Source organism: Microbacterium luticocti DSM 19459 (assembly GCF_000422405.1).
Classification (GTDB): Bacteria; Actinomycetota; Actinomycetes; order Actinomycetales; family Microbacteriaceae; genus Microbacterium; species Microbacterium luticocti.
In genome coordinates this window covers 70,709-93,601 of the sequence record NZ_AULS01000014.1, presented here as the reverse complement: position 1 = coordinate 93,601, position 22,893 = coordinate 70,709, and the positions used below count along the sequence as shown (strand labels likewise).

Annotated in this window: 20 protein-coding genes and 1 pseudogene; 10 read left to right on the top strand and 11 right to left on the bottom strand. The window is 67.3% G+C overall.

All coding sequences use genetic code 11. The features are described 5' to 3' along the window. Positions 1 to 206: pseudogene (locus tag H577_RS0111150) on the bottom strand (IS1380 family transposase); the annotation flags it as partial. A gap of 413 nt (positions 207 to 619) precedes the next feature. Here H577_RS0111150 and H577_RS0111145 point away from each other — a divergent pair. The 5 genes from H577_RS0111145 (at position 620) to H577_RS17860 (ending at position 7,838) form a co-directional block, all read left to right on the top strand. Next, positions 620 to 2,083: a DUF3375 family protein gene (locus H577_RS0111145; protein ID WP_029146012.1), complete on the top strand. Its 1,464-nt coding sequence runs from the start codon at positions 620 to 622 to the stop codon at positions 2,081 to 2,083. After that, the gene (locus H577_RS0111140; protein WP_084516160.1) at positions 2,080 to 2,799 is read left to right on the top strand and encodes a DUF4194 domain-containing protein; all 720 of its coding nucleotides are present in this window, start codon (positions 2,080 to 2,082) and stop codon (positions 2,797 to 2,799) included. Before H577_RS0111145 ends, H577_RS0111140 begins: the two co-directional genes overlap by 4 nt. Continuing rightward, on the top strand, positions 2,796 to 6,218 hold the full coding sequence (locus tag H577_RS0111135) for an ATP-binding protein (protein ID WP_169566300.1): 3,423 nt from the start codon (positions 2,796 to 2,798) through the stop codon (positions 6,216 to 6,218). Before H577_RS0111140 ends, H577_RS0111135 begins: the two co-directional genes overlap by 4 nt. Further along, complete coding sequence (locus H577_RS17085) at positions 6,218 to 7,399, top strand: Wadjet anti-phage system protein JetD domain-containing protein (protein ID WP_051191978.1); 1,182 nt, start codon at positions 6,218 to 6,220, stop codon at positions 7,397 to 7,399. Before H577_RS0111135 ends, H577_RS17085 begins: the two co-directional genes overlap by 1 nt. Before the next feature lie 175 nt (positions 7,400 to 7,574). Beyond that, positions 7,575 to 7,838: a DUF3223 domain-containing protein gene (locus H577_RS17860; RefSeq protein ID WP_169566298.1), complete on the top strand. Its 264-nt coding sequence runs from the start codon at positions 7,575 to 7,577 to the stop codon at positions 7,836 to 7,838. A gap of 648 nt (positions 7,839 to 8,486) precedes the next feature. Here H577_RS17860 and H577_RS0111120 read toward each other — a convergent pair. Then, positions 8,487 to 8,804, bottom strand: coding sequence for a hypothetical protein (locus tag H577_RS0111120; protein WP_156876635.1), 318 nt, complete (start codon positions 8,802 to 8,804; stop codon positions 8,487 to 8,489). An 87-nt stretch (positions 8,805 to 8,891) separates the two neighbouring features. On the opposite strand from H577_RS0111120, the gene H577_RS18270 reads away from it, so the two are divergent. Beyond that, a complete protein-coding gene (locus H577_RS18270) occupies positions 8,892 to 9,593 on the top strand; it encodes a uracil-DNA glycosylase (RefSeq protein ID WP_156876634.1) in 702 nt (233 codons plus the stop codon). A 76-nt stretch (positions 9,594 to 9,669) separates the two neighbouring features. Here the strand turns inward: H577_RS18270 and H577_RS16260 are convergent, their stop codons facing one another. From H577_RS16260 to H577_RS0111105, 3 genes are all read right to left on the bottom strand, one after another. Then, entirely contained in the window at positions 9,670 to 10,758 is a 1,089-nt protein-coding gene (locus H577_RS16260) for a helix-turn-helix domain-containing protein (RefSeq protein ID WP_051191977.1), read from the bottom strand. A gap of 44 nt (positions 10,759 to 10,802) precedes the next feature. Then, positions 10,803 to 11,093: a type II toxin-antitoxin system RelE/ParE family toxin gene (locus H577_RS0111110; RefSeq protein WP_029146007.1), complete on the bottom strand. Its 291-nt coding sequence runs from the start codon at positions 11,091 to 11,093 to the stop codon at positions 10,803 to 10,805. A gap of 110 nt (positions 11,094 to 11,203) precedes the next feature. Next, entirely contained in the window at positions 11,204 to 12,151 is a 948-nt protein-coding gene (locus H577_RS0111105; protein WP_029146006.1) for an NAD-dependent epimerase/dehydratase family protein, read from the bottom strand. Positions 12,152 to 12,255: 104 nt separating this feature from the next. On the opposite strand from H577_RS0111105, the gene H577_RS16255 reads away from it, so the two are divergent. From H577_RS16255 to H577_RS0111090, 3 genes are all read left to right on the top strand, one after another. After that, a complete protein-coding gene (locus tag H577_RS16255; protein ID WP_084516154.1) occupies positions 12,256 to 13,047 on the top strand; it encodes a TetR/AcrR family transcriptional regulator in 792 nt (263 codons plus the stop codon). A 12-nt stretch (positions 13,048 to 13,059) separates the two neighbouring features. Next, entirely contained in the window at positions 13,060 to 13,743 is a 684-nt protein-coding gene (locus tag H577_RS0111095) for a type 1 glutamine amidotransferase domain-containing protein (protein ID WP_029146005.1), read from the top strand. 392 nt (positions 13,744 to 14,135) lie between these two features. Continuing rightward, the gene (locus tag H577_RS0111090; protein WP_084516152.1) at positions 14,136 to 15,512 is read left to right on the top strand and encodes an HNH endonuclease; all 1,377 of its coding nucleotides are present in this window, start codon (positions 14,136 to 14,138) and stop codon (positions 15,510 to 15,512) included. A 240-nt stretch (positions 15,513 to 15,752) separates the two neighbouring features. Here H577_RS0111090 and H577_RS0111085 read toward each other — a convergent pair whose 3' ends face one another. Further along, on the bottom strand, positions 15,753 to 16,109 hold the full coding sequence (locus H577_RS0111085; protein WP_029146003.1) for a VOC family protein: 357 nt from the start codon (positions 16,107 to 16,109) through the stop codon (positions 15,753 to 15,755). A gap of 314 nt (positions 16,110 to 16,423) precedes the next feature. On the opposite strand from H577_RS0111085, the gene H577_RS0111080 reads away from it, so the two are divergent. Further along, entirely contained in the window at positions 16,424 to 17,539 is a 1,116-nt protein-coding gene (locus H577_RS0111080) for a magnesium and cobalt transport protein CorA (RefSeq protein WP_029146002.1), read from the top strand. A gap of 172 nt (positions 17,540 to 17,711) precedes the next feature. On the opposite strand, the gene H577_RS0111075 is transcribed toward H577_RS0111080, so the two are convergent. The 5 genes from H577_RS0111075 to H577_RS0111050 form a co-directional block, all read right to left on the bottom strand. Continuing rightward, positions 17,712 to 18,374 (bottom strand): DUF1345 domain-containing protein, encoded by a 663-nt coding sequence (locus tag H577_RS0111075; protein WP_036284787.1) that lies wholly within the window; start codon positions 18,372 to 18,374, stop codon positions 17,712 to 17,714. Between the two features lie 171 nt (positions 18,375 to 18,545). Then, entirely contained in the window at positions 18,546 to 19,145 is a 600-nt protein-coding gene (locus H577_RS0111070; protein ID WP_029146000.1) for a histidine phosphatase family protein, read from the bottom strand. A 117-nt stretch (positions 19,146 to 19,262) separates the two neighbouring features. Next, positions 19,263 to 19,943 carry an NUDIX hydrolase gene (locus H577_RS0111065; RefSeq protein ID WP_029145999.1) on the bottom strand — a complete coding sequence of 227 codons (681 nt, stop codon included), beginning with the start codon at positions 19,941 to 19,943 and terminating at the stop codon, positions 19,263 to 19,265. 518 nt (positions 19,944 to 20,461) lie between these two features. Then, positions 20,462 to 21,958 carry a GntT/GntP/DsdX family permease gene (locus H577_RS0111055; protein ID WP_084516150.1) on the bottom strand — a complete coding sequence of 499 codons (1,497 nt, stop codon included), beginning with the start codon at positions 21,956 to 21,958 and terminating at the stop codon, positions 20,462 to 20,464. Between the two features lie 295 nt (positions 21,959 to 22,253). Continuing rightward, positions 22,254 to 22,778 carry a gluconokinase gene (locus H577_RS0111050; protein ID WP_036284785.1) on the bottom strand — a complete coding sequence of 175 codons (525 nt, stop codon included), beginning with the start codon at positions 22,776 to 22,778 and terminating at the stop codon, positions 22,254 to 22,256. Positions 22,779 to 22,893 lie beyond the last annotated feature (115 nt).

Here is a 22,893-nt window from a genome sequence, read left to right as displayed (position 1 = left end):
CCGGACCGCAACACATCGAGATCGTCGATGCTGTCCGCCCCCGCGAGCATCCCGCCAAGGATCGTGCGGACCTTCACCGCCACGTTCGCCGCCGGAAGCGTCGAACACGCCTCGACCAGACCGGTCAGGCCCGCCTTCTCCGCCAGCGCGAGCACCGGAACCAGACCCGCATGCGACACGAGGTTGCCGTCATCGAACACCGGCACCAGACCATGAGATGCTTTCACTTAAGAGATGCCCCTCTGTTCTCGGAAACGTTGACTTCAGCACTCAACATTTTCCCAGACCAGAAGGGCATTTCACTTACCGGCACGCCCTACACAAGCCAACCCGACCGGTGGATCAGGGCTCAGAGAGACCAAGCCAGGCGAAGATGCGGCGACTACGCGACCGTTCGCGACACCCGGGGCTGATCCTTTGATCTGGAGCCGTCGTCAGCGAACGCGGAGTGATGGCCTTTGCACCCCTCTTCTCCTGAGCCCGTCGGTGATGTGATGGGGCTCGGTGTCCGTGACACACCGGTCCAAAATCGTCCGTCCTGCCCGAATGTCGTCGGCATGTGGGAGAAAGGATGTCACAGGCGGCAAGCAGCGCGACGCGCGTCAGAGGGGAGACTCGGATGACCGCAATGCCCGACCAACTGGCGACGGCGTTGGACAAGAATCCGACGCTGAAGCTGCTGGGTGCCTACTCACGGGACTGGGTGTTGCCGCTGTTCGCCGAGCACCTTGAGCCGGCTGACGGCGCTGTGTCGGCGGAGTGGTTCCACGAACGGGTGGCTGAAGCGCTTGAGGCCGGTCAGCAGGGTAAGTCCGAGCGGTCGCCTGCCGAGTATTGCCGGAAATGGGTCGACGACCGTTGGCTGGAGACCGAGTACGACAACGGAAGGGTGCACTACCGCCTCTCGCCATACTCGCTCCGCGCCATCCAGTTCGTCCGCGAGGTCGTCGAAGGTGAGTCGACCGTCACCGGTGCCCGGCTGCACAATATCGCTTCCGCAGTGCACACCCTGGCGACGATGACGAATCCCGATCGTCAAGCGCAGGTCGAACGGCTCGACAAGGAGATCCTGGAGCTGAAGCGCCGTCGAGACCGCATCAAGGATGGTCAGGAACGGCTTGCGACTGTCGATGAGATGCGCCAGCAGCTCGGCGAGGTGCTGGGTATGACCCGTTCGTTGCCCGCGGACTTCCGTCAACTGCGGACACTGGTCGAGGAGCGTCACCAGGCCGTCGCGCGGCGGGCCTTGGCCGATGGCCCGACCAAAGCCGAACTCGTCGACGACTACCTCCACGAGCACGATCTTCTCGGGCAGACCGCGGAGGGGCGTTCCTATCGCAGCTTCTCGCAGGTGCTCAGTCAGGCCGATGCGCACTCCTTCCGGGAGGACGTCACGACGATCCTGAGTCAGGACTTCGCGCGTGAGCACATGACAGCGGCGCAGAGAGAGCGGCTGGAGACGCTGTACTCGACGCTGCTGAGCGAGCAGCTCGAAGTGCAGAAGAGCTACCTGCGGTGGACGGGATCGTTGCGTCGCTTCCTGACACGCGCCGCCACTGGGCGGCATCGGCGACTGCTGTCGGTGGCCGAACAGGCGCTGGCGTCCGGCGCGGAGTGGTCGGCAGCGGCCCCGGGCAGGCGCGTGATGGAAGACGACGTGCTCGGGATCGGCGTGGCCAATGTGGTCGACGCATCGAGCCTTCGCCTGTGGGTGGAGCCGCGTCCTCAGAGGATGGCGGTCGAGTCCCGGCACGAGGAAGCGGTACTGCCCGAGGCAGACCGGGCGGCGCTTCGGCTGGCGGCCGGGACGTCACCACGAGTGGTGGCGCGGACGATCAACCAGCTGCTGGAGAGATCCGGGGTCGTCACCGGGTCCGACGTCTTCGAGGAGACGCCTACGGAGTTCCGACGACTGGGCGCGCTGGTCGCCATCCTCGATCTCGCGATCAGTTTCGGGAACGTGGACCCTTCGTATCGCGAGGCAGTCACCTTCAGCCCCGATCCGGAGCGTGAGCTGCGGGTGGTTCTTCCGCATCTCGTCTTCGATACCCCCATCATCCTTGAGACGAGGGAGAGCGCATGACCATTCTCGATCGGGAGTACGAGGACGATCCCGAGGCCTCCGGCGGAGCGTTCGATGACGAGCCACGGAGAGGTCTACCCAGCCCGGCTCGTCGCGTGTTGACGGATTTGTTGACCAGCCGATTCACCGTCCACAACTCGCGAGCTGATGATGACTGGTGGGCGACGCTGATCGCTTATCGAACGGAGATCGAGGAGCGATTGGCCGATCTCTACTTCGATCTGCACATCAGTGACGAGTCCCGTGTCGCGTTCAAACGCCGGGTCGATGATGAAGATGCGCCGAAGCGGCTGCTCAGGCAGGAGAAGCCGCTTTCGCGGGACGCGTCTTTCCTGCTGATCTTCCTCCGCCAGGAATGCGCATACTCCGACGGGAATGACGGGCCGGTGACGGTCACACGCACCGAGCTGGAGGAGTTCCTGCGCGCATTCCGGAACGAGGATGACGGCAACCAGGTGCGGTTCACGAACCGTGTCAGCACTGCGATCGGTCAGCTGGTGGATCTCAAGCTGCTGCAGCAGGATCGGGATGCCGACTATCTGTTCTCGATCTCACCAGCACTGCCGGCCCTGATCGGAATCGAGGAGATCACCCGCCTGGATGCGCTCTATCGGCAGGGCGTTGACACCGCGGAGAGCGGTTCGTCACAGAGGAGCGAACTCATCGAAGAACCTGACCGTTCAAGCGAAGGGGGATCGGAGGGCAAGGGATGGTGAGCGTGTCCACGGCGGACCGCCAGTTCCGGATCGAGCGAGTCCAGGTGCTGAACTGGGGCGCCTACCGAGGACACAAAGAGATGCGTGTCAGCCGCAGCGGCACCGCCATCCTCGGCCCGTCGGGGCGTGGCAAGTCGACGCTGCTGGATGCGATGGCTTCGGTGATCCTGCCCAATCCGCAGGAGTTCAACCAGGCAGCTCGTGATGACAAAGGGGGCAGACGCGAGCGGACCGTCTACACATACGCGCGTGGCCTTACTGACAGACGCCGGGACGAGAACAACCCGCGCTCAGGGACGACCACCTTCTTGAGACCGGTCGGCGGCCCCGGGTTCCCCAGCGGCGCCGCGATCACCTGGGTCCACGACGACGGCCGCCGCATCACCGTCCTGCGGCTAGCGTGGGTGGCGTCGGAGACCACGACGTCGGACGCGATCAACGCCGCGACCGTCTACGGCATCGTCCACGACGATTTCGACCTGCGCCGCTTGGACGGGATCACGGGGAACCGAGCCGGCTCTTCGCCGTTGACGCGACATACACTCGCCTCGTTGATCAACGAAGAGCGGGGGGATCTTATCGACGCATCTCAGGGTCGGATCCACCAGCGGATGCGCACTGCGATGCAGATGGGGCGCACCGAGGAGTCGCAGAAGCTGGCCATGCAGCTGCTGCGCCGGGCGCAGGCATCCAAAGGCATCTTCAACATCAACACCCTGTTCAAGGAGTTCGTCCTCACAGAGCCGCTGGCGATGGACCGCTGGGCGACAGCGCTAGAGGCATACCGTGAGGCCTCGCGACTCTACGACGAGTTCGAGAAGGCGCGGAAGCGCCTGCACACCTTGGAGGGTCTTCCCGAGGCGGCCGAGCGGTATGACGTGGCAGAGCGGGGCTACATCCACAAGCAGCGGATGCTGAACTCCACGGGTGCGGATGATCGCCTGAAGGTCTGGCATGACGAACTCCTCCACGATTGGGCGAACCGCAAGGCCGAGGACGCGCGACTTGCTCATGCGCAGATCAAGGACGAGCACCAGCTGGCGGTCAAGGACAACGACGCGGCGCAGCAGACAGCGGACGATGTCCTCGCGGCTATCGTCGCTGCCGGCGGTGACCCGACCGGGACACTCGTCGTTCGGCGTGAGTCGGTGGTGGAGAAGCTCCACGCGATCGAACACCGCCGCGCGGAAGTCCAACAGGATCTGGCGGGCTTCGACCTGTCGCTGCCTGCGTCGGCCGGGGACCTTGAGCTGCTGCGGGACACCGCGATGGCCATGCTGACAAAGCTGCGCGCGGAAGAGGAACGCCTCAACGGAGAGTCGAAGGGCGTCGTCTTGGCGTGGGGCGATCTGGACCGCAAAGTCCGTGACCTCAAGCGGCAGATCGAGGAGCTCGACCACAACAGCAATGTCCCCGAATGGGCGCGGAAGCTCCGCGCAGACATCCAGACCGCGACGGGGATCCCGGCCGCGCGGATGCCGTACTTCGGCGAGTTGCTGCAGGTCAAACCCGAGCACCAGGGGTGGGAGAAGGCGGTGCTCTCCGTGTTGCTCGGTGCTGCCCGCTACCTCGTCGTGGCGGACCGCGATCTGAAGGTCGTGCGGGATTACGTCAACAGCACAGACACAGGAAACATGGTGCGACTGCATCGTGCGGGGTCGGCAAGCCCGCGCACACCGATTCCCGGAACCATTCCGGAACTCCTCGATGTCACCGAGGGGCCTTATCGCGACTGGGTGCGTTCGGAACTCGTGAACCACTACTCGGTCGCGTACGTCGAGGACGCGCGTGAGCTCGACGAACCGTTACCGCCCGGCGTACGCGGTCGCGTTACCCGTGCCGGTATGCGCACCGAATCGCAGGATCGTTTCGTAAAGGACGACACCCGCGTCACCTACCGGTGGATCGGATGGGACACCACGCGATTGAGGGACGATCTCCGTGGCCAGAGTGAGGCCGCCGAACGTGAGTTGTACCTCGCAACGACAGCGTCAGACGCGGCATCCGCTGCCGTGCAGGCGGTGCGTGATCGGTGCCGTGAGCTCTCCGCTGTCATTGGAGAGCTCGACTGGAGCAGCCTAGACGTCGAGCCGCTGAAGGCGCGCATAGCCGACCTCGACGAGCAGATCGCGAACGCCGATACGCCGGAGCTGTCGAAGCAGAGGCGTCGCCTGCACGAGGCGCAGCGTCGCGTTCAGGAAACGGGTGGCAAGGTCGCGACGTTGTTCCAGCGGATGACGGCCATGAACACCGCATGGGCGCAGCTGGTGGACGTCGTCGACGCCGCAGCGGACGGTATGCGCGAAAGCACTCCCTTGAGCGCCGAAGAGAAGGAAGCCGTCCGTGAACTCGGCTTCACGGATCCCCTGTATGACATCGGCGGTTCCGCGAGTCTCAAGGTGGCGATCACGGACAGCTACCGCAAGGCTGCCTCGGATCTGAAGTCCCAGGTCGAGCGTCACGTGGCGGATAGAGAGTCCCAGGAACGTATCGTGCTCGGCATCATCCGCGCCTATCGAAACCTGGACGATCGCGCGTATGACGAGGTGGATGAAGACATCGCGGCGCTGCCTGCCATGCTCGCGATCCGAGAGCAGCTCGTGAAGGACGATCTGCCCAGCAGGAAACAGCGTTGGCTGGAGAAGGTGCAGGAGGACATGAACAGCCAGCTGCGCGCCCTCGTCACTCAGATCGATCACGACCGGCACGAGATCCAGCGCGGGCTCAAACCGATCAAAGAAGTGCTGAGCACGGTCCCGTTCCGAGAAGGGTCCCGGCTCACGATCGAATCCACAGAGCGCCGCAGCCCCGAGCTCACCGACCTGATGGGCAAGATCACCGCGCACACCTCCAACACCCTCGGTCTGCTGGCAACGGAGGACGCTGAGACCGTCGAGCGCGATTTCCTCAAGCTCCGCCGGGACCTCCGCCGGCTCGATGACCTCAGCAAGACCGGTGACGCATGGCGGAAGCGGGTCTTCGATGCGCGCGAACAGGTTGAGTTCCGTGCGATCGAAACACGGCCAGACGGTGTCGAGATCGTCCACGACGGGGTATCTGGGATGAGCGGCGGGGAAGGCCAGGAGCTCATCGCGTTCATCCTCGGCGCCGCGCTCCGCTATCGCCTCGGCGAGGGCAGCGAGAACGCCCCGGTCTACGCCTCGATCATCCTCGACGAGGGCTTCGTCAAGGCCGACTCCGACTACACAGGCCGCGCACTCGGTGCTCTGTCCGCGCTCGGTTTCCAGTTGATCATCGGAGCACCACGAGAGAAGGCCACGGCTTTCGAAGGGCATGTCGAGAATGTCGCGTACATCAGCACCGACACGACCAACGTGTCGGGCGTGCACATCTACGAGATGACCATCGAGGAAGCCCTCAGCCTCGACGCCGAACTGACGGACGGGGCCATCGCCTGATGCGTTCACCCGAAGAGACCGTCGAGAAGATCCGCACCAGGTACCGAGCTCGGTGGCGGGAGTGGCTTGAGGATCCAGCCGCCGGACCGTTCAGCTTCCCGCTCGGGGCCCCGAAAGCGGACGAGATCATCCGGGATGAGGTCGGTGTCCGCTCCTGGTTGCTGGAATGGCGCGCATGGGCGATGGCCCATCCGCAGGTGACTCTCCGCAGGACGCAGGTCCGAGTGCCCTTCGGCACGCAGGAGGTGTGTACGCACGTCGACATCCCTGACGTAACGAGCCTCGTTTCGCTGCTCGCGGACGACGCAGACCACTGGCGCCATGCGCGTCACCGGTACGAGCTGCTGACAGACGATGGCGCGATCGGCGCTCGAGTGCGTCGGGAGCTTCGCAGGATCATGGAACTCGACGATTACGACTTCTCCCTTCTGCTGCAGGTGCGGACCTGGTTCGTGAAGAATCCGCGCTCGGGGATGACCATCCGTCAGGTCCCCGTAGAGGGTTTGCACACCAAGTGGCTTGCAAAGCACCGGGCTCTGGTCATCGCGACCCTCGACCTGGCCGCTGCAGACGACGGCGAGATCGCGGACGACGGCGAGGTCGCTCCGGAGACGCTCGACGCGCTCGGACTGAAGCCGCTGCCCTCCCACGTCGACGTGATCCTCGTCGATCCTGAGGATCGCCGCCGAATCGCCGGGATCCGGCACCTCCGGGCGCCCATCGAAGAGATCGCGGCCCTGCCGCTGGCGCCCGCCGCCGTGCTCGTCGTCGAGAACAAGGAATCGGCCCTGCCTATCCGAGACCGGGAGGGACTGGTGGTCATCCATTCGCTCGGCAACTTCCTCGACACCCTCGTCGCCCTGCCCTGGATTCCTGCCGACGTCCTCTATTGGGGCGACCTCGATCGTGCCGGCTTCACACTGCTGTCGCGAGCACGGACCCGTGTTCCCACGCTGCGTTCCGTGATGATGGACCGCGCGACGCTGCAACTGCACGGTCATCTCGCGAACATCGACCCGACTATGCGCGTGGATCCGCCGGACGCGACACTTACGCCCGAGGAACAGCGGACGCTCGAGACGCTCCAAGCCGGTGCAGCACCTCGCCGGCTTGAGCAGGAGCGGATCCCGTGGCATGAAGCACGAGCAGCCCTGGAACGGGCTCTTCGCGCTTCGTCCTGAGCGCTGCCGCGCGGGTCGCGTAGCCGAGGGCCCTGCGGCTACCCCGGGCGTGCTTCCGCCGGAACGTCGTAAGCCAGATCCCAGATCCAAGCCGATAACGGTTCGGCATCCGGCGGAAATGAACCCGTACACTCCGATAGCCTCTGGTCAATCCGATTCGATGAGGAATGAACCCGTGGCTATCCCTGTGAACCTGCCGTCCTTCAGCTGGCCGTCGAAGAAGGCGGCCTTCGACGCCTTTCGGCTCCTGCACACGGGCGGTCCATACGCCGTCTACGATCGCGTCTCCGACGCATCGCACGACCTGATGCTTCGCGAGGTTCTGGACCTTCACCCGGACGCATCAGAGAAGATCGGCGCGGGCGTCGACTATTTCTATGTGGGCCTGACGCGCGATGGCGACAAGTTCAACGTGCGGCCAGATGCCACGGGCATCTAGATCACGCGGGTAGACGGATCCGAAGTGGACTTCAGCTATCGCACCTGCATAAGCAACCACACAGAGGAATCTGACGCCAAGGAGGGGCTACGACTCGCCGTGGAAGGGCGAAGGCTGTCGTATCGCGACGAGCGTATCGAGGCCGGGACATTCGCGAGTGATGTCTCCGGAGCCGTCTTCCCAGACCGGAACGATGCGCAGGTCATCTACGACAATCCATCTTGGGGACAGCTAACCTACCGATTCGCGGAGACGGAGGGGGGACGGAATCGTATCCTCGTCCACTCCGGGCGAGGGGGTGTGCTCATCGGCAGCCACCTTATGGACTCAGGCGTCCACGCGAGGTGGCTCGCGTTCTACGATCGATACGCTAACCGCCGCCTGGCGACCGCCAGCGAGGCCGCGGCCCGTCCACGACCGCCCCAAGACGCCTGGACACCCTGATCGTTACGCGTCCTGATCGAGTCGTTCGAGCTGACCGCCAGCGCATCTGACGCCTGTCTTAGCGCTTCGCCCGATGCGTTGGAATTCGCCATCTTCCGCGGATGACGGAGTGCGAGATCACTGCCAACTACAGCGGATTCCCGTGCAACCTTCGCCATCTCGAGCGGGAACCTACAAGGTGTTGTGCCTCTCGCTGATGTGTGGTCACCGGGGCCACTCGACGTACTCGACCGTCTGCCCATGCTCCCGCGCGATCGACATGAAGTTTTCAGGGTTCGCGACGCGGAGGGTGATCGGGTCGTCAGGCGACTCGTGCTGAAAGAGCTGTCCCAACCCGAGTTGGATGTCGAGGATTCCGACAGCGCCGGGAGTAGCGGCGCTGCCGACAAGGATCAGCCATTCGGGACCGCCGAGGACGAGTCCGCGATCTGGAATGAAGCGGAATCCGCGGTCGGTCGTGCCGACGCGGAGCGCGATCCCGCCTACCGTCGAAACGGGCCGGGACGAGGTCAACGCCTGCATCGCTGTCATCACCCGGAAGGCCTCTGCTCAAGAGCGACGCCCAGGTCTCGCGCACAGCCACATTGAAGAGGGGATGCTGCTTTGGTGATGGCGCGGGGCCATCCTTGCCGGTCGTCGATACCCTGTGTCGGGGTGGTGGATCCTCCGAGAAAGGGGCTGGCGGTGACGGCAGGCAGCCTGCTTGATTCGGTGTTGGCGATGCCCTCGACTGCGCTGGCAATGAACTTCTACCTCGCAGAGAGCGACAGAGAAGGAGACTTCCGCACGAGCGCTGCTGAGCGACGAGATCGCCTTCTTGCGCACCTTCATCGCGTGGACGGGGGTGACCTGGTCATCGTAGGTGAAGCGCCTGGCTGGAAGGGTGCACGCCAGTCGGGAGTACCATTCACGTCCGCCAACACGGTCGAACTCGAGGGTTCCAGCGAGGGGAGCGCCACCATTGTGCACGGCATGCTGTCGAGACTCGGGATCTCCGACCGTACGCTTCTATGGAATGCGTTCCCCCTCCATCCGCATCATGCGGGCTCGCCTCGGACCAACAGGACGCCGACAAAAGCGGAGTTGGACTCCGGGCTAGTCCCGCTTCGGCTGGCCGTAGCCGGTCGACGAATCATCTGTGTCGGACACCCCGCACGAAAGAGCGTCGCGAGGCTCCTTGGCATCGAGGTACCCGGCGTCCGAGACGCCTCCGCCACCAGCTCGGCAATTGCCGTCCGGCATCCAGCGAATGGTGGTGCCACAGAGTTCCGATCAGGACTCGCGGCGGTGGGCGATCTCTGGGATCTGTAGCGGGCGGACAATCCAGCTGGCGAAGTTCGAGACAATCTGCTGGTGAGGGGGCTCAAGACCGACCCGCCCCGCGGCGTCAGCCGGCGGCTCGCTCCCGCACCGGCGCCGTGGCCGCGAACTCGAACTTCTGCTTGAGCGCGTGACCCCAGGCGTAATCCCTGGTCTCACGCTGGATGCGCCCGAGCACGATGCTGGGTGCGATGCCCTGCTCCCTGGCGACCGCCTGGACGGCGGCGATGTCGCGGCCTCGTGGCAGGTTTGCGGCGACGGTGGGCGGGATGAGAAGGTCGGACGCCCAGGTGTTCGCCTCGTCCTCTGCAGTGGTGTGCTCGCCGCTGAGATACAACTCCTTGTCGCCATGGAGCAGCACGTGACCGAGTTCGTGGAAGAGGGTGAACCAGAGCTGGTCGTCGGTCCTCCACAGCAGTGAGAGCTGGATGAGGGGGCGGCCGCCGATCCAACGGGTCGCACCGTGGATGCCGAGCCCGGGAACGGCCGGGACGAAGCAGAGGATGACGCCGACGCCCCGCAGTCGGACGATGGCGGTCTCCACAGCGTCGAGGGGATCGGCGGACGCGGTCAGTCGCCGCAGATCCGGCAGGAGGCGCTGAAGGGCGGTGCGGTCGAAGGGCGGGATGTCACCGAGTTCGTCGGCTTCGTTCTCGGCGAGTGCGAGCCACGTGGCCAGTTTCGGCAGGTCGTGGCGGGCGGACGCCGAGCGTCGGTACGCGATGCTGCCGTGGCGCCACGTCGTCCAGAACGCGTCGAAGTCGGCGACGCCGAGGATGCTCAGGAGTTGCCGAACGGTGCCCGCGCGGTCGCGGGCGCCGGCCGTCAAGAATCCGTAGGTGCGGAGATAGGTGAGGGGGAACTCCTTTGCCCTGTCGTACTGAGAGGCGAGTTCCTCATCCTCGGCGCGTCGGGCGAGGTCTCCGCGATACCCGCTCTCGTAGAGGTTCCACAGGCGCGCCGGCACCCCGGTGACGCGCTCCAAGTCGAGGGCGAGTTCGTGCGACAGCGGTGCCTTGCCGCTCAGCAACTCGCTCACGTGCTTGCGGGACGTGCCCAGGCGCCGCGCGAGCTCGGCCTGGTTGATGCCCTCGTCTTCCATCCACTCGGCGATGTAGTCGCCCGTGGAGACGACGTAGTTCGGGATGGCAGACATGGTCTTCTCGTTTCGGGTGCTGTTTGTCTGTGTTGGTGGGTTTCTCAGTGGTAGTCGATGATCTCGATGATGACGACGGTGATGCGGTCGCCGTCGGGCTCCACGATCAGGCGCCAGTTCGCAGTGAGCCGGGCCGACCACTGGCCGGCCCGGTCGGCTTTCAGTTCCTCCCACTTGCCGGTGCCGAGCAGCAGATCGCCCATCTCCTGCACGTATCGCAACTCGGCGATGCGGAGCTTGAGCGCCTTCGCGACCTGCGCCCCGAGTTGCCTCTGCATCCGACGTTCATCGGTGCAGGTGCGCTCCAGGTCGCGCGTCGCGTAGCCGATCTCCATGTAGATATGTTACCCAGATCGTAACACTCCTATGGGGACCGGGGGAGAGGCACACACCAACGCATGAGGCAATATGCAGACGATGCTCCGCCTCGGGACTCGCAGACGCCTTACGCCGCCGCGCCGCCTCTACCCGAGGCATCCCGCGCGATGGCTGCGAGGCCCTCGCGGTACGAGGTCACCGCGAAGTCGGGGAACCGCGTCGCGAACTTCGTCGCGTCGAACCGATTGTCGTAGCGGTAGCGCGGCAGCAGCTCGCGCAGCTCGCGGGCCCTTGGGGAGAAGATACCCGCGGCTGACAGCATCCATTCGGGGAGCACCGTGTAGCGGTCGTCGCGGCCGAACGCCGCGCCCGCCATCGCCACGAACTGCCGGTACGTCGGGCGGTCGGCGTCGACGGGAAGGTGCCAGGTCTGCCCGAACGCGTCCGGCGCATTGCCCAGCGCCGCCACCGCCCGGCTCGCATCCGGCGTCCAGATCAGCGTGCGCACCCGGTCCGCACGCACCGGCACCAGCGGCCGCTTGCCCGCCCGCAACCGATCCAAAATCAGCGCGTTCGTGAAGCTCTGCGTGCGGCCCGGACCGTAGAACTCCGGCGCCCGCGCGATGAGCACCGGGATCTCGCCGCGCGCCATCTCGTCGAGCACCATCGACGCCATCTCGGCACGCACCCGCCCCTTGCGCCCGACCGGCGCGAACGGCGTCTGCTCCATCTGCACCCGATCGTCCTGCGGATACATGTAGGTGTTGTCGAAGTACACGAACTTCGCGCCCGCGCCACGCGTCGCATCCAGGGCGTTGCGCAGCATCTGCGGGAATTGCTGCTCCCACAGCTCGGTGCTCGCCGGCAGCCCTGCGGTGAAGTACACGACCTCGCTGCCCGCCACCGCCGCAGCCGTCTGCGCGGCATCCATCAGATCAGCGGGCACGAGCGCGTCAGAGTCGTTCACCGCGCGCGGATGACGGCTCACCAGCCGCAGGTCTGTCGTGTACCGGCGGCTCAGTTCCCGTGCGAGCTCGACGGCGATCTGTCCGTTCGCGCCCAGGATCGTCTGCATGTGTTCGTCGCCACCCTCTCGGTGTCTCTGCGCCGGCCTGTACGCCAGGTGCGCACCATGGTATGTTTACGGTGCTTACATGAGCGTACAGAGAGAAGTGAGCAGTGTCAACACCAGCGAAGAGCTACCACCACGGCGACCTACGCGCCGCTCTCATCACCGCCGCGATCGAGAGCCTCGAGGCAGGGGAGCCGTTCTCGATGCGCGCCATCGCCCGTCGCGCTGGCGTCTCTGCCGCTGCGCCGTACCGCCACTTCGCCGACCGCGACGCGCTCGAGTCCGCTGTGGCCGTCGAGGGATTCACGGACCTGCGCGCCGAGCTCGAGGCGGCGCTCGCCGTCCAGGCCGCCGGTGCCATCCCGGACGTGCAGGCCGTCTCGGACGTGCAGGCAATCTCGGACGTGCAGGCCGCCCCGGACGGGCAGGCCGAGTCATCCGTCACTGACGAACAGCCCGCGGCATCCGTCGTCGACGTGATCACCGCGCTCGGCCTCGCCTACGTCACCTTTGCGCTGCGCCGCCCCGCCGTGTTCCGGCTGATGTTCGGCGGCGCGTGCGACGAGGTCAACAGCGAACGTGTGCGGGCCGCGGGGCGGCTGCACGAACTGCTGGGCGACGTCATCGCGCGCCTGTTCCCGGGGACGGATGCCGCGAGCCTGTCGATCGCGCTGTGGAGCATGGCGCACGGTTTGGCGTTTCTGCACCTGGACGGCAAGCTGCGGCCCGAGCCCGCCGCCGACGTCGCCGACCGGGTGCGCGGTGCCGTTGCCGCCGTCCTCGCCGCCCGCGCAGAACCCGGCCTACCCGGCGGCCGTGCCACGAAGCCCGCCCCGGCGGCCGTACGGCAGGATTCGGCCAGCCCGGCGGACGCACCACACCGTCACCGCACCCACTGAGAGGACCCACCCATGACCAGACGCATCCTGCACGTCGTCACCAACGTCGGCCACTACGACGACCCGTCGCACCCCACCGGGCTCTGGCTGTCGGAGCTCGCCCACGCCTGGCAGGTGTTCGCCGGGCGCGGGTTCGAGCAGACGATCGTCAGCCCTGCGGGCGGAGCCTCGCCGCTCGAACCGCGCTCGCTGAAGCTGCCCACCTACGACCGCGTGGCCAAGGCGTGGCACATCGACCCGGAGCGGATGGCGCTGCTGGCCGACACCCGCGCGCCCGACCAGATCGACACGGACGACATCGACGCGATCTACTTCACCGGCGGCCACGCCGTGATGTACGACTTTCCCGATAGCGCGGGTCTGCAGCGCATCACCCGTGAGATCTGGGAGCGCGGTGGCATCGTCTCGGCCGTCTGCCACGGCTACTGCGGTCTGCTCAACACGACCCTTTCGGACGGGTCGCTGCTGATCGCCGGTCGCAGGCTCACCGGATTCGCCTGGCAGGAGGAGGTGCTCGCCGGCGTCGCGGGGCTCGTGCCGTACAACGCCGAAGAGCAGGCGAAGCAACGCGGCGCCCGATACGAGAAGGGCCTGCTGCCCTTCGTCTCACACACCGTCGTCGACGGCCGGCTCGTCACCGGGCAGAACCCCGGCTCGGCGAAGGCGACGGCGCAGAAGGTCGCCGAGCTGTTGTGAAGCGGATGCTCTGGTCGAGGCGCGTGATGGTCTGGTCGCTGTAGTGGTCTGGTCGAGGCGCTGCGATCGTCTGATCACGGCGCTGTGCTGGTCGAGGCGCCGTGATGGTCTGACCGCTGTGACGGTCTGATCGAGGCGCTGTCATGCTCTGATCGCGGCGCTGTGCTGGTCTGGTCGAGGCGCTGTGATGCTCTGATCACGGCGCTGTGACGAATGGATGCCACGGCCCGGCCGCCGGGCGCCTGTAGAGCGCGCCGAGATGTCCGAGGTTCGTAGAAACGTTTGATGTGCAGCGTCTCCTCCCCAGCGATGCCGCGGCAACACTTATCCACAGATGCGAGACTCGTGGACAGATGGGTTGACATATGCTCGTAACTCTGTACTATAGAAGTATGGAAGACGCCCTGACCGGACTCGAGAACGCGATCGCCGCGCTGCGGTCCGCGTGGAGTGGCGGCACGATGGATTCCTCCGGGCCGGCCGGCCCGGCAGCTGAGTTGTCCCCCGCGGCGCTGGTGCCGGTCGTCGAGGCCATAGGTGCGGTCGGGCGGCGATTCGACGCCGTGCGTGCCGAGGTCGCCGCGGCCCTCGACCGCGCGTCGCGCCCGGAGCTCGGGGCGGACTCTCTCGCCAAGCAGCACGGCTATCGGAACGCCGGCGCGTTGCTGGCTGCGGTCACGGGCATCGGGGCCGGTGACGCAGGCCGGCTGGTCAGCGTCGGCAAGGCGATCGAACCGCGCATGGCACTCACAGGCGAGCCGTTGCCGCCCACGCATCCGCACGTCGCCGAGGCGATGTCCACCGGTGACCTCGGTGCGGTCGCGGCCGGCATCATCATCGGCATGCTCCAGAAGTTGGCTGTGCGCACGACGGTACAGGACCGTGAGGCGGCCGAACGGACGCTCGTGGCCGCGGCACCCGGGCTCGCTCTGGACCAGCTGCGCAAACTCGTCACCCAGGCCGAGGCGTACCTCGACCAGGACGGCGTCGCACCCTCAGAAGATGAGCGTCGCGGGGAACGGTATGCCCGGATGTGGGAGCGGGACGGATTCCTGTTCCTCGATGCGAAGCTCGACGTCGCCTCGGGTGGCGCCGCGCTCAAGACGGCGCTCGAAGCGCTCGTGACCGCCGGTTTCCGTGAAGCGAAGGATGACGTCATCACCGGTGACGACGACCGGATCCGGCCTTCCGTGCCACAGCTGCAGGCGGATGCTCTGGTCCAGCTCGCCGAGCACGCGTTGGGGTGCGCGCAGGGCGACCTGCCGCTGGACGGGGCAACCGTGGTGGTGCGGATGGATCTGGACACGCTGACCGAAGGGATCGGGCTGGCGGGCATCGACGGTGTCACCCAGCCGATCTCCCCGAAAGCAGCCCGTCACCTGGCCGCAACCGCTGGGGTCATCCCCGCCGTCCTGGACGGAAAGGGCGAGATCATCGACTGGGGCCGGATGAAACGCCTGTTCACCCGCGCACAGAAACTCGCCCTGGCAGAACGCGACGGCGGATGCGCGATGTGCCATCTGCCACCGGGGATGACCAAGGCCCACCACCTGAACTGGTGGCACCGAGATCACGGCCGCACCGACATCGACGAAGGCGTGCTGCTGTGCGAGTCCTGCCACCACCGCATCCATGACAACGGATGGCAGATCCGCATCGACGGACACGGCGTGACCGCCCGGGTCTGGTTCATTCCTCCACCGACGATCGATCCGACCGGAACACCCCGACTGGGGGGACGCGCACGCTTCGAGTACCACGCCGCATGAGTGGCGGTGCAGCGCCGAACACACATCGTTCCTGTTGCACCGGGCCCGGCTGCTCGACTGTGGCATCACAGGCGTTCCGTACCCGGCGCACAGGTAGCCGGTGCTCCGGTACCCGGCGGACCGGTACCCGGCGGACCGGTAGCCGGCGCACGGACACCGGTAGCCCACGCACCAGTAGCCGGCCTTTCGGTAGCCGGCGCACAGGTAGCCGGCGTGCCGGTGACCCCTGGCAGATCCGACCTACATGCCGCCTTCGAACAGCCCGATGACGTTGCCGTCGGGGTCTTCGAACACCGCCCACCAGCTGGTGTCGGTGATCGCGCTCTTGGGCGTGCGCACGCGGCCGCCGGATGCCTCGACCTTCGCGAGCACGTCATCGATCGAGTCGACCTCGACCGTGCTGCGCGGCTGGGTGAAATCGTCGCTGCGCGCGACGAGCGCCCCACCGCTGACCTGGTTCGGTGCCCGCCACATCGGGTAGCCGGCGAAACCGGGCGCCTCCTCGATGCTCCAACCGAGCACCGTGCCGTAGAACTTCTTCGCTGCCTCGAAATCGGTCACCGGGATCTCAAGATGGGTGACGTCGCCGTGAGACATGATCGCTCCTTCGTCGTGGGGGAATCGTGGAACGCGCTCACCGTACGTCGCCGGTGATGCGATGACAAGACCCCCGCCCGACGCAGAATCCCGACGCAGAGTCCCGACGCAGAGTCCCGGCGCAGAGTCCTGACACAGGATCCCAACGCAGACTCCCGACGCAGACTCCCGACGCAGAGTCCCGACGCAGAGTCCCGACGCAGAGTCCCGGTGCGGCCGCCGCCGGCGTACGCGAGCGCCGCGACATTCCGACGCCAGCCCGGCATTCTAGACTCGAGAACCGCGCCGACCCGGCGCATGAGGAGGTGACCGGCATGTCGCGAGCGCGGAACGAGGCCGAATCGTCATGGCGCCCGGACCTGTTGCGTCGGCGCCGCACCGCCGAGCCGACCGACGCACCGGCCGCGCGGATCTTCGCCCGATACGTGACCGACGGGCGAGCCGTACCCGCGCCGACCACGGCCTCCATCGCCGACGGCCTCGCCTTCGCCGACGCGGCGGACGACCGGCTCGCGATGTTCTTCTTCCCGACGCCGACACCGCAGACCATCGACGAGCTCGCCGACGCCTGGGAGCTGCATCCCCTGCTGCGTGAGGACCTGCTGCACGCGCACCAGCGCCCCAAACTCGAGCGATACGGCGACGTGCTGTTCCTCGTCGTGCGCTCGGCGCGCTACGACGATGCGCGCGAAGAGGTCGACTTCGCCGAGTTCCACCTGCTCGTGCGTCCGCACGCGGTCGCCCTGCTCTGCCCCGACCGCCGCTGGATCGACGGCACCGACGGCGCGGCCTTCGACGACGCCCGCCTCGATGCCGGCCGTGGCCGTGTTCCACCCCTGCTGGCCGACCACGACCTGCTGCGCCTCGGGCCCGAAGCCATCGCCTACCGCGTGCTCGACACGATCGTCGACGGGTATCCGTCGGTGCTGCAGGGCCTCGAGATCGACAAAGAGCAGATCGAACGGCAGGTGTTCAGCGGAGATGCCGCCGTCACCGAGCGCATCTATCGGCTCAGCCAAGAGGTCATCGACATGCAGCACACCACCGCGTCGATGTCAGAGGTGTTGCAGGCGCTGCGCGCCGGCTTCGGCAAGTACGGCATCGCCGGCGAACTGCAGGCCTACCTCGAGGACGTCTCCGACCACCTCACCCGTGCCCACGCACAGGTCACCGAGTATCGCGATGCGCTGTCACAGATCCTCAACGTCAACGCCACGCTCGTCGCGCAGCGGCAGAACGAAGACATGAAGAAGATCTCCGGCTGGGCGGCGATCCTGTTCGCCCCCACCCTGATCGCCGCCGTCTACGGCATGAACTTCGACGTCATGCCCGAACTGCACTGGGCGTTCGGGTACCCGGTCGCGGTGCTGCTCATGGTCGGGTTCGCCGCCGTGCTGTACGCCGTGTTCAAGTGGCGCAAGTGGATGTGACCACGCCGGCGACGGATGCCACAGCCCGGGCGCCCGATGTCGACAACGGCGGGTGAGCCGCCGAGCGAGCGGGCCGGTTGCCGGGCTGGGCGTCGTCGATGGTTGAGCTGGGTGCGCGAGTCGCCGGGCGCGCATCGACGTCGATCTGGTGCGTCGATGTCGGGCGGATGCGTCAGATGCTCAGCAGCGTGTTCAGCGCCAGCACGATGATGCCGCCGTTGAAGAAGAAGCTCAGCACCGAGTGCAGCGTCATCAACCACCGGATACGCCGGCTGCGCACTTCGACGTCGGCGGTGGCGAAGGTCGTGCCGATCGTGTACGCGAAGTAGGCGAAGTCGACGAGATTCGGATGCGGGGTGCCGGGGAACGTGAGCGGCGGCTCGGCGGCAGCGTGGTACAGCTGGTGGTACCACTGCGCGAAGCCCCAGTGCACGAGCCCCCACGACAGCAGCATCGCCCAGACCCCCACGGCGGCCACGGCCGCGCCGAGGTCTTCGTCGTCGCGGAACAGCAGCACCAGGAACACCGACACGATCCCGGTCAACCCGGCCGCGCAGGCCGAGGCGATCGCCACGGCGCGGATCACCGGGTTCACCTGCATCCGTCGCAGCGGCCGTGGCGCGCGCTCCTGCGGCACCCGGCTGGCGACCTGCAGCACCACCAGCACCGCGATCGCGTACAGCGTGCCCAGCACACACCATTCCAGCAGGAAGATGATCGTGTCGTTCTCGTCCTCCGAGAGCATGAACGCCAGCCCGAGCACCGCCAACAGCAGCTGCATCGCCGCCGATGTCACGACGCCGATGTCGATCAGTCGCGCCCGCCATGTGGTCATCGGCGCCAGCCTATCGGGAGGTGCGTCGCACCCACGTCATCGGGTCTTGTCGCGCGCCTTGCCTCCGGTCGGGCGTGACTCAGGACGCCGGGGCACCCCATCCGTGCGCCGGCTGCCGCACCGCGTCCGTGGTGCAGCCGACGCACCCGGCTGATACCCGCGCGGCGACGCTCACACCTCGAGGTTCCACCGGCACAACACCGGTGCATCGTGCTCGTACCCGAGCTCGCTGATTGTGCCGGTGGACAGGGCCAGCAGCGCACCGTCGCCGGGCGGCACGCCGATCCACCGTGCCGCCAGTATGCGCAGCAGATGCGCGTGGGCGAAGACCACGGCATCCCCGCCGGCCTCGTGCAGCCGGGCGATCACGGCATCGGCGCGTCGGCCGACGTCGGCGACGTCCTCGGCCGGCACCGGGTCGGGGGGCCGTGCCGTCCACACCCGCCAGGGGTGACCGACCCGCTCACTGATCTCGCGCGTGGTCAGGCCCTCGGCCGGGCCGTAGTCCCACTCCGCCAACTCGGGCAGCACCGTCGGTGCAGCGAATCCGGCCAGGGCGGCCGTCTCCCGTGCGCGACGCCGCGGGCTCGAGAACACATGCGCGAACGGATGTCCCACCAGCTCCGCGCCGATCCGCCGCGCCTGCTCCCGGCCGGCGTCGGTCAGCTCGACATCGGTCACCGACGTGTGCCGCGCCGCACGACTCCACTCGGTTTCACCGTGCCGCACCAGCACCACGCATCGACCCTGGGATGCCGGGCGGTACACCATGGGCCCGAGCCTACGCGCCGCCGCCACCGGCGCCGGGATCGGGATCGGGATGCCTCGGGTCCGGTCGATGACCGCACGCCGCGGGGTGCCGGGCCGCAGTCGAGCGGGGGGTGAGACTCACGCGTCGGGTTCGGCCAGCCGTGTCTCGTCCCAGTCGCGCGTCCAGCCCAGCGTGTCGAACAGCCCCGACAGCAGCACACCGGTGAACCCCCAGATCAGCCGACCGTCGAGCTCGAATGCCGGCATCCGAGGAATGCGCATGCCGCGCACCTGCTCGACACTGCGCCGATTGTCGGGGTCGAGCAGTGCCGCCACCGGCGCGAGGAACACCTCTTGGGTCTCGGCCGCATCCACCGCGTGCACCGGTGACGGATGCTGCCACCAGGCCGGGACCGGGGTCACGATGTGGTTGCTCACCGCCAACGGCAGCTCGGGCAGCGGCGTGAACAGTTCGATCCCGCTCGGGTCCACCCCGGTCTCTTCGACCGCCTCACGCACGGCCGCGGCGGCGGGTCCGGTGTCACCGGGCTCGAGTCCGCCCCCCGGAAAGCCGATCTGGCCGGGATGGTGGCGCAGCCCCGCCGATCGCCGCAGCAGCAGCACCGCGGAATCATCCGGGGCGACGGGCCCGGTGGTCGGTGACCCGTCCGCCGCGCCGAACAACATGAGCACCGCCGACCGCCGTGGTGTCGGCAGCACCCGCTCGGCGCGGGTGGGCGCGAGCCGGCGCCAATCCACGGCGGGGCCGGACAGCCGCGACAGGGCAGCCCTGGCATCCGTCGACGCACCGCTGTTCACCCGCCCGACGTTACCCGAGCCCGGGGACACCGGCGTGAGTCGACCGCCGGGTCGCCGCCGAACCGGCGTGTCTCATAAGTCGCGGGTTGCGGGCTCCGGATGCCGCACGTTGTGGGACACACCTGAGACCGTGTCTCAGTAGCTGTGACCACCGGTGTCCGGATGCCGCATGTTGTGGGACAACCCTGATGACCGTGTCTCAGTAGGTGTGACCACAAGTGCCCAGATGCCGCATGTTGTGGGACAACCCTGATGACCGTGTCTCAGAACTCGTGGGTTGCGGGATCCGCAAGCCGCAGGTTGTGGGACACACCTGAGACCGTGTCTCAGAAGGTGCGACCACCGGTGTCCGGATGCCGCAGGTTGTGGGACATGCCCCGTCGGCGGAGATCACACCTGACCCATCGTGCCCTCGAACAGGCCGATCACGTTGCCGTCGGTATCGACGAACACCGCCGGCCGGCCCGTGTACGCTCCCGCCCGCCGGCCCGTGGACGCTCCCGCCGGCCCGTGGACGCCTACGCCGGCGTCAGCACCCACAGCAGCAGCACGAACAGGAAGCCGACGACCGAGATCACGGTCTCCATCACCGACCAAGTCTTGATGGTCTGCCCGACGGTGAGGCCGAAGTACTCCTTCACGAGCCAGAACCCGGCGTCGTTCACGTGCGAGAAGAACAACGATCCGGCGCCCACCGCCAGCACCACCAGCGCCAGGTGCCACGGGCTGAGTCCCTGCGCCAGCGGCGCCACGATGCCCGCCGCGGTCACCGTCGCCACCGTCGCCGAGCCGGTCGCCAGCCGGATCAGCACGGCCACGATCCACCCCATCACCACCACCGACAGGCTGGCCGCGACGGCGATCTTCGCGATCGCATCACCGGTGCCACCGTCCACGAGCACCTGCTTGAACCCGCCGCCGGCACCCACGATGAACACCACTCCGACGATCGGCAGCAGGCTCTCGCCCACCTTCTTGCCGAGCGTCGGCACCGAGAACCCGACCGCGGTGCCGAACGTGACCATGGCCAGCAGCACCGCGATCAGCAGCGCTGTGATCGGGTCGCCGATGAAGTCCAGCACCTGCCGGGCCGCGTTGCCGTCGGGCAGCCACAGGTCGGCGGCGGCCTTCGCGAGCATGAGCACCACCGGCGAGAGCACCGTGATCAGCGTCCACCCGAAGCTGGGTTGACGGGTGGCTGTGGCATCCTGCGCCGTCGCAGCACCCGACCCGCCCGCAGAACCCGACCCGCCCGCAGCACCCGACCCGCCGCGGCCCGCACCGTCCCCGCCGCCGGTCACCTGGATCGCCGCGCCGCCGGCGCCCACCGGCACCCAGCGGGCGGCGAGCATGGCGAACAGCGGTCCGGCGATCACCACGGTAGGGATCGCGATCAGAAGGCCCAGCGCCAGCGTGTCGCCGACGTTCGCATGCAGTATGCCGATCGCCGCGAGCGGACCCGGGTGCGGGGGCACGAATCCGTGCAGCACCGACAGGCCGGCCAGCGCCGGAATGCCCAGCCGCATCGCCGTGCTGTTCGCGCGGCGCACTGCGAGCATCACCACCGGGATCAGCAGCACCAGTCCGATCTCGAAGAACATCGGGATGCCGATGATGCCGGCGATCAGCGCCATCTTCCACGGCAGCGTGGCCGGCCGCCCGCGCAGCAGGGTGTCGACCACCCGGTCGGCACCGCCCGAATCGGCCAGCAGCTTGCCGAGGATCGCGCCCAGCGCGATCAGCACGCCGACATAGCCGAGCACGCCGCCCACGCCGGTCTCGTACGAACCGGTGACCTTCTCGACCGGCACGCCGCTGGCCAGCCCGACGAACAGTGCCGCGATGGTCAGCGCCAGGAACGCGTGCATCTTCAGCCACACGATCAGCACGACCACCAGCGCGATGCCGATCGCGGCCATCACGATCACGAGGGTGTCATGGCCGGTCCACGGTTGATTCGCCGCGTCGTCCGCTGCCGCGGCGATCCCGCCCGCCCAGGTCTTCAGAAGGTCCATCCGACTCACCGTCCCGAACTCGACTCGCCCCCGTGTCTACCCCAGACCCGGTCGCAGTTCAACGGGTGGCACGGATGCCACGACCCGTGCTATCGGACCCCCCCGCGCGGCGCGCGTGTCAGAGTCGGCCCGCAAGTGGAGCGCCGTCACGCTCGATGATCAGACCCCCGCGACGCAGGTGTCAGAGCACGCCCAGGCACAGACATCGGACGCAGGCGTCAGAGCGCGCCCCCGTCACGGTCCTGCACGCCGGGTGAAAACCGCGGCGCGCGTTTCGAAGACCGCGGCCCGCGTGTCAGAGCACGCCGAGGCCGCGTAGCGCGTCCTGCGCATCGCGCAGCACGGCCTCCACGTCGCCGCGCACGCTGACCTCGACGCCCGGCTCGTCGTCGGCCAGCGGCTCGAGCGTCTCGAACTGCGAGTCCAGCAGTGAGGTCGGCATGAAGTGCCCGCTGCGATGTTCCAGTCGTCCGGCAATCACGTCGCGCCCGGCCACCAGGTGCAAGAACACGGCCCGCTGCTCCTCGGCGAGGATCGCCCGGCGGTACGCCCGTTTCAGCGCAGAGCAGGCGATCACCAGGCCGGTGGCCTCGGCATCCGCCAGCGCCCGCCCGATCTTCGCCAGCCACGGCCAGCGGTCCTCGTCGGTGAGCGGATGCCCGGCGTGCATCTTCTCGACGTTGGCCTTCGGATGCAGGTCGTCGCCGTCGACGAACGGCACGCCGAGTCGAGTGGCCAGCGACTCGCCGATCGTCGTCTTGCCCGACCCCGACACCCCCATCACCACGACCAGCGGCCTGCGGGGTGTGGATCCGGTCATGGCGTGCCTCGCAATCGCGTCGGGTACTCGACGATACCGACCTCGAGCAGGATTCGAGAAGCACGGTGGCTGTGACACGCGTGGCCGGGATCCGGCGAGCGGGCAGGAGGGCACG